The organism is Campylobacter sp. (assembly GCF_052170435.1).
Taxonomy (GTDB): Bacteria; Campylobacterota; Campylobacteria; order Campylobacterales; family Campylobacteraceae; genus Campylobacter_A.
The window spans coordinates 76485-89538 of sequence record NZ_JBQNAN010000001.1 but is presented as its reverse complement, the minus strand read 5'-3'; the positions used below and the strand labels follow the sequence as shown (position 1 = coordinate 89538).

Annotated in this window: 12 protein-coding genes; 5 read left to right on the top strand and 7 right to left on the bottom strand. The window is 46.3% G+C overall.

What is annotated here, in order from left to right; all coding sequences use genetic code 11:
• Positions 1-175: 175 nt before the first annotated feature.
• From ACTTJF_RS00480 to nhaD, 5 genes are all read right to left on the bottom strand, one after another.
• Positions 176-808: a uroporphyrinogen-III synthase gene (locus ACTTJF_RS00480; protein WP_442550274.1), complete on the bottom strand. Its 633-nt coding sequence runs from the start codon at positions 806-808 to the stop codon at positions 176-178.
• Positions 809-890: 82 nt separating this feature from the next.
• Complete coding sequence (locus tag ACTTJF_RS00475; protein ID WP_442550273.1) at positions 891-2108, bottom strand: PIN domain-containing protein; 1218 nt, start codon at positions 2106-2108, stop codon at positions 891-893.
• Positions 2109-2146: 38 nt separating this feature from the next.
• Positions 2147-2791, bottom strand: a complete 645-nt coding sequence (locus ACTTJF_RS00470; RefSeq protein WP_442550272.1) for a cupin domain-containing protein — start codon at positions 2789-2791, stop codon at positions 2147-2149.
• A gap of 129 nt (positions 2792-2920) precedes the next feature.
• On the bottom strand, positions 2921-4453 hold the full coding sequence (guaA, locus tag ACTTJF_RS00465) for a glutamine-hydrolyzing GMP synthase (RefSeq protein ID WP_442550271.1): 1533 nt from the start codon (positions 4451-4453) through the stop codon (positions 2921-2923).
• A 9-nt stretch (positions 4454-4462) separates the two neighbouring features.
• Positions 4463-5854: a sodium:proton antiporter NhaD gene (nhaD, locus tag ACTTJF_RS00460; RefSeq protein WP_314180319.1), complete on the bottom strand. Its 1392-nt coding sequence runs from the start codon at positions 5852-5854 to the stop codon at positions 4463-4465.
• A 137-nt stretch (positions 5855-5991) separates the two neighbouring features.
• Between nhaD and ACTTJF_RS00455 the strand changes: the two genes are divergently transcribed.
• The 5 genes from ACTTJF_RS00455 (at position 5992) to ACTTJF_RS00435 (ending at position 10265) form a co-directional block, all read left to right on the top strand.
• Complete coding sequence (locus ACTTJF_RS00455; RefSeq protein WP_442550270.1) at positions 5992-6474, top strand: hypothetical protein; 483 nt, start codon at positions 5992-5994, stop codon at positions 6472-6474.
• Positions 6471-6611: a hypothetical protein gene (locus tag ACTTJF_RS00450; protein ID WP_442550269.1), complete on the top strand. Its 141-nt coding sequence runs from the start codon at positions 6471-6473 to the stop codon at positions 6609-6611. The genes ACTTJF_RS00455 and ACTTJF_RS00450 overlap by 4 nt, the downstream gene beginning before the upstream one ends.
• A gap of 3 nt (positions 6612-6614) precedes the next feature.
• Positions 6615-8429, top strand: coding sequence for an excinuclease ABC subunit UvrC (gene uvrC, locus ACTTJF_RS00445; protein WP_442550268.1), 1815 nt, complete (start codon positions 6615-6617; stop codon positions 8427-8429).
• A 351-nt stretch (positions 8430-8780) separates the two neighbouring features.
• On the top strand, positions 8781-9947 hold the full coding sequence (locus ACTTJF_RS00440) for an MFS transporter (RefSeq protein ID WP_442550267.1): 1167 nt from the start codon (positions 8781-8783) through the stop codon (positions 9945-9947).
• Positions 9948-10055: 108 nt separating this feature from the next.
• Positions 10056-10265 (top strand): hypothetical protein, encoded by a 210-nt coding sequence (locus tag ACTTJF_RS00435; RefSeq protein WP_442550266.1) that lies wholly within the window; start codon positions 10056-10058, stop codon positions 10263-10265.
• Here ACTTJF_RS00435 and ACTTJF_RS00430 read toward each other — a convergent pair.
• Together ACTTJF_RS00430 and ACTTJF_RS00425 are read right to left on the bottom strand one after the other, a co-directional pair.
• Positions 10239-11000, bottom strand: a complete 762-nt coding sequence (locus tag ACTTJF_RS00430) for an alpha/beta fold hydrolase (protein WP_442550265.1) — start codon at positions 10998-11000, stop codon at positions 10239-10241. The two genes, ACTTJF_RS00435 and ACTTJF_RS00430, sit on opposite strands and share 27 nt — an antisense overlap.
• An 8-nt stretch (positions 11001-11008) precedes the next feature.
• Positions 11009-12964 (bottom strand): TonB-dependent receptor, encoded by a 1956-nt coding sequence (locus ACTTJF_RS00425; protein ID WP_442550264.1) that lies wholly within the window; start codon positions 12962-12964, stop codon positions 11009-11011.
• Between the last annotated feature and the right edge of the window lie 90 nt (positions 12965-13054).

Here is a 13054-nt window from a genome sequence, read left to right as displayed (position 1 = left end):
TTCAAAGCCAACCTTGCAAATAGGCGGTTCCTTTAGGTCGCAACTTCTCGCGCTCGCACGCTCAAACGAAGCCACGTCACACAGTTCCGCACATCTTCGCCGATACTAATGTGTTGGACCCTGTAAAAATACGCTGCCAAATCACTCAGGCAAGGTTATTATATAAAATTTTAGCTTAAAGTAGCGTTTTTGCGAGGCTTACGCAGGAATTTATATTTTGCTGGGCGCTCACTGCGGGCACGATAAAATTTCCAAGCTCTTTTGCAGTCGTAAGCCCGATAGCGACGGCTTTATAGCTCTCATCCCAGCCGAAATTTCGAGTAAAATTTCGTACCGCCGAGGGAGCCGTAAAAATAATCACGGAGTTTTTAGGCGGTTTTTGCTCCTCGCCAAGCGGTTTAAAAATGTTTTCGTAGGCGATTATTTGCGTCAAATTTACGCCGCTTGAACGCAAAATTTCGCCCACGCTCGAAGCTGTCTCACGCGCTCTTAAAAATAGCGTTTCTTTACCCCGCAAAAGCGGTGCGATCTCGGCGGCAAAATCGTTTCCATGAGCGTTTTGCGCAGTGTAAATTTGAGCGAAGCCAAACTCGCTAGCCGCACGGCTAGTGCCGTCGCCGATGGAGTAAATTTGGAAACTAGCGGGCGAAATTTGATTAAATTTTAGCGCGTTTACAGAGTTTTTAGAGGTCAAAACCAGCGCGCCAAATTCAGCCAAATTTACGCTAAATTTATTAAATTTTATCTCGTTTAAAACCAGCGTCTTTACGCCCTCAAATTCCAAATTTGACCCAACTAGATAAATCATTTTCACCCTCAAGTTTATGATTTTGCGTCCAAATTTTACCGCAAATCCTCAAATTTTAAAAGCTGCAACCAAAACTCAAATTTTACTTTGCAGAGTTGCGCTTGCTTAGGTACTCTTTTGCCTTTTGTTTTAGCGCTTTATACAGCTTGCCGGCGTCCTCTGCGCCGTATTTTTTCACCAGTCCGTTGTGAAAATCGCCCAAATTTTTACTCTCAAATGCGATTTTTCTTATCTCTTGCTTTTTTGCCTCGTCTATCTTGGGCGCAAGCTGCGTTTTTGCCGTATTTTCAGCTTTATTTTTTACTTCGTTTTGCAGCGCGGGAGCTTGTTTTGATTTTTGCGGCGGACGCTTGTTTGATAAATTTTGCCCTTTCCCATCAGCTTTAAGATCCTCGCTAGAAGCTTTGACGCTCAAATTTTGCTCCGCGTCTTTCGGGTGCTCGGTAGAACCCAGATCATCGCTTAAATTTGCTTCTACGGCTTTTGCCTCTTGTAAATTTTCATTGTTTGCCGCTACGCCGTTTTCGCTCTCTAAAGGCTGCGGTTTTTCGAGCTCCGAATTTTGAGCTATTTGCGAGCGATTTTCTAAATTTTGCTCTTTTGTCTGGGCGATTTGAGCCTGTAAAACCTCCCCGCTTAAATTTGACTCGGTTTTTGATTTTTCTCGCTCGTCAAATTTTTGCTCATCACCTTGCGTCGCCGGCCTAGATTTTGCGGAATTTGGCGCTGCGATACGCTTTACTTCGCCTTTTTGCGAGTTTTCAATTTGAGGTTTTTTGTAAATTTTCCTCGCGTCCTCTTTTAGCGCGTTATACACGCCGGCGCCGTTTTTGCTGCCGAATTTTGAGATAAATTTCATATGAAGCTCGCTGAGGCTGCCCGAGTTTCGTATCAAAATCGCGATTTCGTCTTGATTTTCTTCAATGAGCTGCGCCGTATGCGAGCGGTTGAAGTCAAATTTGAGTTTATGAAATTTGCCGCCGTTTTTATCTTGTTTATTAAAAAAATCTATCACGTCGTCGTAAAATTTATCGTTGCTGACGATGTAAATTTTGTCTTTTTTGTGCGAGAGTTTACCCATTAAAAACGTAATTATTTTATCGGCATAGTCCTTGTGAGCGCTTTCTAAAAGTATGATTTTTATTTTGATTTTTCGCGCCAGAAACCACGCCAAAACGGAGATGCTTAGCTTTTGTCTATTGTTGGTTACGATATAAATTTTATCTTTTTGTCCTAGCTTTTTTAGAGTTGCTAAATTATCTACGCTTATGTTTTCGTCATCTATTATAAATCTTGCCATATATTTCCTAAACGAGTCGGGACAATCGCCCCGAAACTCTACATCTTATCTTTTGTTACGATGAGTAACATTTTAAATTTTTCCGGGATCTTTAGCCCGTGCGGGATTTTACCCGGAAGCACGATAGTATCGCCCTTTTTGATATCAAAATGCTCGTCGCCGATGGTTAGTTTCATCTCGCCGTCAAGCGCGACCAAAAGAGCGTCGCCCGGAGCCGCGTGAGTAGAGAGTTGTTGGTCTTTTGAAAACGACAGTAGCGACATCGAGCCGCTTTCGTTTTTGACGAGCGTTTTGCTCACGATTTTGCCTTCTTCGTATTCGACCGCATCCACTAGGCTAAAAATAGCCGCCTTAGGTAAATGATCTATCATTAAGTCCTCCTTAAAATCGATTGAGACGTATTTCGTCGGTTTGTTGAAAACTAGTTTTCGCCATACTTTTTTCTCTATGAGGCAGGCCTGCTCGCCGCCTAGATGCATCTGCTTTTCGCCGTAGTGCAGGCTTGCGCCGCCCTCTACGACCCACGCGAGGCTGTCGCAAAATAGCATCTCGTGATCCAGCTCCTCGCCCGCGTCAAAGGCAAACACGTCGACGTGAGCATTCTCGCAATCAAAAATTCTCTTGCTAACGACGCTTTTTTCGATCACTTTCGTATCGGCGTTTAGATTGTAAATTTTACTCATTTTTCTTCCTTTCGTAAATTTACGCATCATTGTAGCTAAAATTTTCGGACGATTTATTGATAAGGATTATCTCTTTTTGTCAAATTTGAGTCGGTTTAAAATAAAATTTAGGCGCAAAACGCCTAAATTTTACTCCCACTCTATCGTTGCAGGCGGTTTGCTCGAGATGTCGTAAACTACGCGGTTGATACCGTCTACTTCGTTTATGATGCGGCGAGAGACGTTTTCTAGCAGGTCGTACGGCAAGCGCGAGAAGCTAGCAGTCATACCGTCGCTAGCGTCCACTACGCGCACGCACACTGCGTTTTCGTAGGTGCGGTTATCGCCCATTACGCCGACTGAATTTACGTTTAAAAGCACGCAGAAAGCTTGCCACGTTTTGTTATACCAGCCGCTTGATTTTAGCTCGTCGCGTAGGATCACGTCGGCTTTGCGCAGGAGTTCTAGGCTAGACGTATTTACCTCGCCCATTATGCGGATCGCAAGGCCCGGTCCCGGGAATGGATGACGGAACACGAGCTCGCGCGAAAGACCAAGCTCAAGGCCTAGCTGGCGCACCTCGTCTTTAAAAATCTCTCTTAAAGGCTCGATTAGCTCAAAGCTCATCCAATCAGGCAGTCCGCCCACGTTGTGGTGGCTTTTGATCGTCTTGCTCGAGCCTACGACCGAGCTTTCGATGATGTCGGTGTAGAGCGTACCTTGGGCTAAAAATTTGACGTTATCGTGCTTTTTGGCCTCTTTTTCAAAAATTTCGATAAAAGTTTCGCCGATGATCTTGCGTTTTTTTTCTGGATCGGTTACGCCCGCGAGCCTTTCTAGGAAAGTTTTACTCGCATCTATGCTAACTAGCTCCACGCCAAGCTTTGTTCTAAAGGTCGCCTCGACCTGCTTGCGCTCGCCCGTTCTAAGTAGTCCGTTATCGACGAAAACTAAGATCAAATTTTGCGGTATCGCGGCGGCCAAAAGCGCGGCAGTGACAGAGCTGTCCACGCCTCCGCTAACGGCGCAAAGGACTTTTTTGTTGCCCACGGTTTCTTTGATTTTAGCGATCTGGGTTTTGGCAAAGCTGCCCATATTCCACGTGCTTTCGCAGCCGCAGATATATTTGGCGAAATTTTTTAAAATTTGAGTACCAAACTCACTGTGTTGCACCTCCGGGTGAAACTGCAGAGCGTAAAATTTGCGTTTTTCATCGCCAAATACGCAATAAGGCGAATTTTCGCTCGTCGCGATTGCCTCAAAGCCGTTTGGCAAGTTTTTTACGAGGTCGGAGTGGCTCATCCAGACGATTTGCTTTTCAGGCGTATCGGCAAAAAGCGGATGGGATTTTAGAGCGTTTAGGCTTGCCTTGCCGTACTCTTTGTGAGAGGCCGGAGCAACCTCGGCACCGAATTTATGCGCCAAAAGCTGCATGCCGTAGCAAATGCCTAAAATCGGCAGTTTTAGCTTAAATACGCCCTCGTCGCAAAAATACGCATCCGGAGCATAAACGCTAGCAGGGCCGCCGCTTAGGATTATGCCTTTTGGTTTTTTCGCCTTAATCTCCTCAACCTTGACGTTAAAAGGCAAAATTTCGGTATAAACGCCCTGCTCGCGTAAGCGTCTAGCGATGAGCTGGGTATACTGCGAGCCAAAATCCAAAACTATTATCGTGTTATTCATGAGCGTCCTTTAAAAATATAAATGAAAAATTTCAAACTGTATGTACCAGATCACGACCGATACGATATAGCCGGCAACCACGGTCCAAGCGTATTTCATATGCGCGCCGAAGGTGTATATGCCCTTTAGTTTGCCCATGACGCCGACGCCGGCGGCAGAACCGAAACTAATCATCGAGCCGCCGATACCGGCAGTCAAGGTAACTAGTAACCACTGACTTAAGCTCTCGCCCGCATCCGCGCCCATCATAGGATTTGCTTTTAGTACGGCAGACATTACGGGGACGTTATCCACGATAGCAGATAGGAAGCCGACGCCGATATTTACGGTCGTAGCGCCGAATTTATCATAAAGCGAAACGGCGTAGTTCAAAAATCCGACGAAGTGTAGCGCGCCGACGGCGGCAAGGATGCCGAAGAAAAAGAAGAGCGTGTTGTTTTCGATCTTTGACATATAGTGAAAGACGTGCATCGGCTCTTCGTTTTTATTAGTTTTTTTGTAGATATAGGTATAGATGCTAAGAAGCGAGAAGCCAAACATCATGCCCCACATCGCAGGCAAGTGGAAAAGCTGGTGCATCATAACTGCCGAAAATATCGTAAATGCGCCAAGACCGATAACGACTTTGCCGCCTTTTTTGATGCTTACTTTCGGCTCTGTCGCAGGATCAAAGTGCGGGCTACCCGCAGGTACGATGCGCGCTAGCAAGAAAGCCGTAACTAGCCAGCCGATAAACGAAGCCGGGAAAAGCGCGAAAAAGTCGATAAACGGAGCTTTGCCCGCAGCCCAAGCCATCAGAGTCGTGATATCGCCGAACGGACTCCATGCGCCGCCCGCGTTTGCGGCGACGACGATGTTTATCGCACCCGCGACTAGGAAATTCGTATTATTTCTATCTATCGTTAAAAGTACAGTGGAGAGGATGAGAGCGGTGGTTAGGTTATCGGCGACGGGGCTGATGAAAAATGCCAAAACGCCCGTTAGCCAAAAGAGTCTTTTATACGTGTAGCCTTTTGAGACGAGGTTGTATTTTAGCGCGTTAAACACGTCACGCTCGATGAGCGCCTCGATATAGGTCATCGCGACCATCAGGAAAAATACGATCTGCGAAATCTCTAAAATCAGGTGATTTACCTCATTTTGCAGCAAATGCACGTCTAGGCCGTTTGCCAGCATATAAAAGCCGATGAGTAGGAACATAAAAGTACCGATAAATATGGCCGGCTTGGCCTTATCTATGTGAAAATTTTCCTCCGTAGCGATAAAAAAATATCCCACGACGAAAATGATGAGGCTTGCTATACCCACCCACGTAGTCGTTAAATTTAAAGCCTCGCCCGCAGCGTCGCCGCTACCGAAGGCTAAAGCAAAAAACAGACTCAAAAGTCCGACGATCTTCATTTACTCTCCTTGATTTATAGTTTATTTATTTTTTCGGTTTTGCTGTTTGATGGCTCGGACGGCGCTTCGTAGAACGGATCGCCCTTGTGGCCGCAGCCTGCTATAAAAATTAACAAAAAAAATGCTAAAATCGCCTTATGAAAGACGCTAAGACTATTATTCGACATATTATTGATAATCCTTTTTATAAAGAACTAAAAAACCGTAGCGAATGCGGGGAATTTTTACAGCTTTTAAGCCTAAATCATCGCAGGCTCATCGCCTTTTGCTACGAGAAAAACGGCGTTTTGTTTTTCGCCCTGTTTCATCCGCTGGGACTTCAGGAATTAAAAAGCGATAGTAGTATAAAAATGTTAAAAGGCTTATTAAAAATCTATTCTAGCGTAAATTTTGACGGCAGGCTAGCTCGCGTAACGGACGTTAAATTTTTTGTGACAAAGCGTTTAAAATTTAAAAAAACGACCGACCCGTACGAAAAAAAGCGAATTTTTACCTACGCCGAACCTGCTAGGGGAGAGTTTGTAAATTTAGCCAAAAGCGAGCGGATTTTCGAAGGGTTCGAAAAGATCCGCCTCGCTATCAAGCAAAATTTAGCCAAAGAATCAAGCGGGGCGCGATGAAACAAAATAAAATAGGGCTAAATTTAGGCAAAAAGCACGCAAGCGCAGGGCTTTTAATTTATAAAAACTATATGGCGCAAACCTCGCCAAATTTAACCGCGCAAAAGCAAAAGCGTAAATTTGCAAACGGGAGCTAAATTTTGCTAATCGACGAGATCCGCTCGCTACCCGCACAGCCCGGCGTTTATCAGTATTTCGACAAAGCAGGCAAGCTTCTTTACGTCGGCAAGGCTAAAGTTTTAAAAAACCGCGTCAAAAGCTACTTTTCATTTACGCCAAGTCTCGCCCCATCGCCCAAGGTTAGCCCGCGCATCCACAAGATGATCAGCGAGGCCGTACACCTCGAGTATATCGTCACTCCCAGCGAAGCCGACGCGCTGATACTGGAAAACTCCTTCATCAAGCAGCTAAGGCCCAAATACAACATCTTGCTGCGCGACGATAAGACCTATCCATACATCTACGTAAATTTGGATGAGGATTTCCCGCGCTTTGAGATCACTCGCAAGATCGTCCGAGGCAAAAACGTCAAGTATTTCGGCCCGTATTTTCGCGGCGCGCGCGAGCTTTTGGATGCGCTAAGGCTGAGCTTTAAACTCGTGCAAAGCAAAAGCGCGCTCAAAGCCACGGGCGCGTACTTGCCCTATCAGATCGGTTACTCCGAGGCCCCGCTCATCAGCAAAATTTCGCCCGCAGACTACGCCAAGGTCGTAGATGGCGCGATCGCAGCGCTAAATAATCCGCTTTCTATGCTGCCAAAGCTTGTAAATTTGATGAATAAATACGCCCAAAACGAAAACTACGAGCAAGCCGCCCTCGTGCGAGATAAAATCAACGCCATCAAAGACCTAGACATCAAAATCGAGGTCGATCTGGCTAAGCTCGAGGATTTTGAGGTTTTTGCCGTGGGAGCGGAGCAAAATTTGCTTTGCGCGGTGCGTTTTAGCGTGCACGGCGGCAAAATCAGCGGCGTGTATCAAAATATCACGAACGCCAAAATGAGCTCGCAAGGCGATCTAAACGATGCGTACAAACAAATCGTTTTAGAGAGCTTCCCGGCAGGCGCGCCAGTAGTGAGCGCGAAAATTTACGCGCTAGAAGCCTTTGAGGACGCAGGCCTCGTAGAGGAGATTTTGACCGCTCGTCACGGCCGCAAATTTAGCATCTCGGTGCCTAAAATCGGCGAGAAAAAGCGCATCTGCGAGATGGCGCTAACAAACGCGCAAGTCTTTATCCAAAAATACCTAAAAACCCACGACGACGCGTTTTTGGACGAGCTAAAGGAGTATTTCGGCCTAGCCTGCGCGCCGTACACCATCGAGACCTTTGACAACTCGCACATGTTCGGCGCTGCCGCGGTCGGCGCGATGGTGCGCTTTGAGCACGGAAGCTTCGCCAAAGAGCACTACCGCCACATGCACCTCTCTCACGCAAACGACTACGATCAGATGCGCCAGATGCTAACAGAGCGCGCTTTGCGATTTGACAAGCTAAGCCCGCCCGATCTATGGCTCATCGACGGCGGTCAGGCGCTACTAGATCTTGCTACGGATATCATCGCTAGCAGCGGCGCAAACGTCGATATACTCGCCATATCAAAAGAAAAAATAGACGCCAAAGCCCACCGCGCAAAAGGCGGCGCGAGGGATAAAATTTACGCTCCGGGCGGCGTATTTACGCTACCAACGGGCGACAGACGGCTTCAGTTTTTCCAGCGACTTCGCGACGAGGCGCACCGATTTGCCATCACCTTTCATCAAAAAACCAAGCGCAAGGAGGATCTGGGCGCTAGCAAGCTAGCAGACGCGGGCGTATCGGCGGGAAGTATCGCAAAGCTCGTTAAATTTTACGGTAGCTTTGAAGCGATAATGACCGCAACGAGCGAGGAAATAGAAAAGGTGACGAATAGGAGCGTAGCGGCTAAAATCGAGCAACTAAAAGAGAGCGAAATTTGATGTGCCCGGACTTCATAAATTTTGCTCTAAAATTTGGACGAATTTGCGGGTAAATTTAGCCAAGTTTTCGACTTAAATTTTGATGCGGCGATTTTGCGTAAATTTGAAGCCATTTTGGGTTATTTCTTGTGTGCGCTCGTTCTTGCCGAATTTGAGCCGCGGATTTAGGATTATGTTTTTAGCTAAATTTGATCCGCTAAGCGGCTTTAGCTTCGGCTAAATTTACAATCCAAAATCGTAAAAAGCTCAAATTTAACTAAAAATATAAAAATTTATCCCCTAAACGTCAAAATATTCTTGATAACGTCTATCCATTTAAATATAATCTAGCCAAAAAATCAAAGGATAAATTTGCTTTACAGGTCGCTAACTGTGCTTAGCCTTTGCATCGCGCAGTTTATTTGCATCGGATTTTTCGGCGAGGGGCTCGTTAGCATCCTGCGTCAAGACGGTTTTAGTTTAGAACGCGTCGGCGCACTTAGAGGGCTTGGACTTTTCGCGGTTTTGGCTTTTTTGTGGTCGCCGTTTATCGACGCTATCGCGCTAAAAATAGGCGGTTACAAAAAGATTATCCTAGCCTTTCAGTGCCTTACTTTGGCGATTTTATATGCGGTTTCGCTTCTAAATCCGCGCGACGATTTACCTGCCGTAATCGCTTTAGCGGTGCTTTTGGCTTTTATCTCGGCCACCTGGACGATGACGTCGAACGCATTTTTTATCAAAATTTCAAACAGCTCGAATTTAAGCTTCACAAACGCCCTCAAGCTTAGCGGCGGATTGATAGGACACGTATCCGGTAACGGCCTAACACTCGTCATCTACGCAAAATTCGGCTGGAGTGAGGCGAATTTATTCTTGACGTCTTTGATAGCGGTTTCCTTGCTTAGCCTTGCTTTCTTTAAAGAGCCTGAGCGCGTAAACGCCGGCGAGGGGCTGGATTTTAGGGCGATGTTTGGCTTTTTTAAAGGCAAAAAGGCTTGGCTTAGCGTGCTTTTCGTACAATCTATCGGTATCTGCGCGGCGTTTGGACTACTTAGTCCAATGCTTGTAGATATCGGCTGGAAGCTGGAAGATATCGGCGAGGTCTTGCACATATACGGCACGATATTTGGCTTCGCGGGTGCGCTCGCGGCGGGCTTTGCGGTAAAAAAGCTAGGCGCCAAAAGAGCCTTTTTATACGCCGTAGCAATGCAGACGCTAGGCATCCTAGCCATCTGGTTACCTATCGGCGGTTGGACGGACCGCGCGTCGGTACTTTTTGCTTCGAGCGCGGCGTATGCGGTATATATGGCGCAAGCGACGATAATCTCCACGATGATGATGCAACGCGCCTCGGGACGGCGACCCGCTAGCGAATACGCCGTGCAAAGCAGCTTAAGTATGACATTTCAGATATTTTCGTTTTATCTCGGAACGCTTTTGGCGGGGATGTTGGGTTACGGAGCGGTCGTGCTGGGCGCGGCGGCGTTTTGCGTTTTGAGCCTAGTTTATTTTATAAAGATTTATAAATTTATCTAGCGGATTACGATTTTGCGGGATTTAAGTCGCCGTCTAGTACAAAAAACTGCGTAAATTTTATTCCGCAGAGTTTTGCAAATCGCTTTGCAGATTTAGCCCGCATCGGCAATGCGGATTAAACGCACGCAATTTAACCCGAGCAAGGCCGAATTTAAGCCTCTGGCGCAAAAAGGCGGTAAATTTATCCCGCATCAAGCAAACCTACCCGCAACAGAAAAACCGCAAAACGAGCTTAAATTTACGCTTAAAACGGCGCAAATTTGGCTCGTAAAATTTACGCAAAAGCTAAATTTACAACCGCTCTTTGATGATCTTTAAAAAATCCAAAAGAGCTTTCGCGCTATGATGAGGCGTGCCCTGGGCGGCGATTAGTTCGCAGTTTGGCAGCATCCTCGACACTTGCGAAGCGACAGCAAAAGGTACTTCCTCGTCGGCCCTGGAGTGATACATAAGCACGCTTTGAGGGACATCCTTTAGCTCAAATCCCCACGGCCTAGCTTGGAGCCAGAGGTCAAAGCCGATGCCGTTAAGCTGCGCTTTTATCGCTTCTTTTAGCGCACCCTTAGCCTGCGAGCCGTATTTTTCCCACGCCGTTTGCGCCGTATTTTCAGGCGTATTGTGCGATGCAAAATCATAAATTTCCTTTATGTGCACATAGTCTGCATAGTCAGCCAAAAGCTCGGGCGGGGCGTTAAATCCGCTTAGTATAAACACCTTTTTCGCCTCTTCGCAAGCTACCGCCGTAGCGTAGGAGTAAGCCGCGCCCACCGACTCGCCCAGCACGCTAAATTCACCCAAATTTAACGCCGAGAAAAACTCTTTTAGGTGCAGGGCGAATTTTAAAAAACTATCGTCCGCACCAAAAAGCGAGCTGTTAAAATGCCCGCTTCTATATATCAAAATAAGCCTTATTTGATTTTTATCGCAGAAATTTATCAAGGTATTTTGCGGAAAAATCATCAGCGGATGATGATAAACCAAAACATCTTTAAAATCGCTACCAAAGTCGTCGTAGCTTAGATTTTCGCCGCTTTTAAATTTAAAATTTTTCATCTTTTTCCTTAAAATTTATATTCAAATTTCACGCCGATCTCGCGAGGGTCGGACAGGTAGTGCATCGTGGCGTATTTTACGTCGTGATCTTTGTCGAAAAGATTATTAGCGTAAATATAAACGTTGATGTTTTTGTGATTAAAGCCTACTTTTGCATCGACGGTCGCGTAGCCCGCGTTTTCTACGACATTGGCCTTATCGGTATAAAATTTGCTCTGTCCTCGCAAAAATGTCGCCGCGTAAAATCCGCTTGGAGCCTCGTACGAAAGCCCTGCGCCATAAGTTAGCCTTGGCGCGTAATATACGTATTTGCCGCTATAATCGCCCTGTGCGTCTTTATAGTCTTTAAAGACGCTTTTTGCGTAGCCCAAATTTGCGCTAAGCTTTAATCCGTCCGCCAAAAGCACGGCGCCGTCTAGTTCAAAGCCTTGGGAGCGCGCTTTGCTGGCGTTCTCTGCCACCGTGATATTAGGCGCTACGATGACGCTTACTACCTGCTTGTTTTTGATATCGGCGCGAAAAACGGCGGCGCCTAGCTCAAACCGCTCCCAAGCCCCTTTTACGCCGACCTCATAGCTAGTCATCGTTTCTTTATCGTACCATTTTTTAGACGTAGGCGACGCAGCCCAAAAGCCGCCCGGTTTATAGCCCTTCGATAAGCTCGCATACGCCGTAACCTCGTCGTTTATAGCATATTTTAGTCCGATCTTGGGTGATAGCGCGCTATACGAATCGCTTAAATTTTCGCCGTTCATACGGTTTTGAAATTTAACCCTATCTTTGTCGAATCTAGCTCCCAAAATAACCGAAAAATCAAGCGGCAGATAAATTTCATTATGCGTAAAAACGCCGTAGTTTTTACTTCTGGTTTTGTTATTTTGCAGCGAGCGAATACCGCCGAACATTACGCTATTTACGCTACTTTGCACGTCTCTTTGCGTGGCTCCCGCCGCAGCGCCTAGGACGAATTTGCCATACGCGTTATCGGCGCTAAATCTAAACTCCTGCGTAAAATCCTTTCTGTCCTCTTTGTAATACACGTCCAACAAGGACGCGGGGCGATGATCGCCGTCGTAGCTGCTGTCGTTTTTGTAATCCCTGAAAGTCGTAAGCGAAGTGAGCGCATAGTCGCCCGATTTATATTCTGCCTTTAGCGACGCTTCGTAGTTTTTGGCGTTTTCCTCGCCCTCCATGCCGTTGGCGTAGCGCGTTCTATTAGCTGCGCTAGGCAAATTCGACCTTTGCGCGCCGTTGGCTATCCTATAATAGTTTTGAATAAGATCCACCGTAAGCTCGTCCGTAGGTAAAAATCTAAAGTAAATTTTGCCATAAAGAGCGTCTTTGTAGTCGTCGCTTTTGTTTAAATTTTCGTTATACATAAAGCCGTTTTTCTTTTCGCTAAAACCGGTAAAACTAGCCAGAAATTTATCCTTTACTATCGCTCCGCCTGCGTTAAAACTAATACCACGCAGGCTATCCTCGCCAAGCTTTAGTCCGATCTTTGCTTGCGGTTCGTTGGTAGGAGCTTTGGAGACCGCATTTATCACGCCTGCGTAGGCGTTTTTGCCGTAAAGTGCGCTTTGAGGCCCTTTTAGGATCTCGATACGCTCGATATCTTCCAAAAATACGTAGTTGCCGTAAGTGCCAAGATAACTCACGCCGTCCAGATAAAGCCCGACGTTTGGGCTATCAAATGCGTAATCGCTCGTCACGCCGCGCATGATAAAAAGCGAAATACCTCCGCCTTGCAAAAACGATAAATTTGACGATGCGCTCCTAAGCCCGTTTAGATCCTTTGCTTCTCTAAGCCGCAACTCTTTTTCGTCCAGCACGCTCACCGCAGCCGCCACCTCGCTAGCGTTTTCATCGATCTTTTGAGCCGATACGCTGACCTCACCCAGCCTCACGGCGGGAGCTGCTATCGCTAACGCCACAACCGCACTTAAAAGCAAAATCTTTCTCACTTTAGACTCCTTTTATAATTTCTTTACTTTAAGGATAGTATAATATTTTTGAAATTTATTATCAACCCGAAATTTACAAATGACGGATTT

Bases quoted from the DNA above. Each gene is read 5' to 3' on its own strand.
- ACTTJF_RS00480 (WP_442550274.1), bottom strand. From the start codon at position 808: ATGATTTATCTAGTTGGGTCAAATTTGGAATTTGAGGGCGTAAAGACG.
- guaA (WP_442550271.1), bottom strand. From the start codon at position 4,453: ATGAATAACACGATAATAGTTTTGGATTTTGGCTCGCAGTATACCCAG.
- nhaD (WP_314180319.1), bottom strand. From the start codon at position 5,854: ATGAAGATCGTCGGACTTTTGAGTCTGTTTTTTGCTTTAGCCTTCGGT.
- ACTTJF_RS00475 (WP_442550273.1), bottom strand. From the start codon at position 2,108: ATGGCAAGATTTATAATAGATGACGAAAACATAAGCGTAGATAATTTA.
- ACTTJF_RS00450 (WP_442550269.1), top strand. From the start codon at position 6,471: ATGAAACAAAATAAAATAGGGCTAAATTTAGGCAAAAAGCACGCAAGC.
- ACTTJF_RS00435 (WP_442550266.1), top strand. From the start codon at position 10,056: ATGCGGATTAAACGCACGCAATTTAACCCGAGCAAGGCCGAATTTAAG.
- ACTTJF_RS00430 (WP_442550265.1), bottom strand. From the start codon at position 11,000: ATGAAAAATTTTAAATTTAAAAGCGGCGAAAATCTAAGCTACGACGAC.
- ACTTJF_RS00455 (WP_442550270.1), top strand. From the start codon at position 5,992: ATGAAAGACGCTAAGACTATTATTCGACATATTATTGATAATCCTTTT.
- ACTTJF_RS00470 (WP_442550272.1), bottom strand. From the start codon at position 2,791: ATGAGTAAAATTTACAATCTAAACGCCGATACGAAAGTGATCGAAAAA.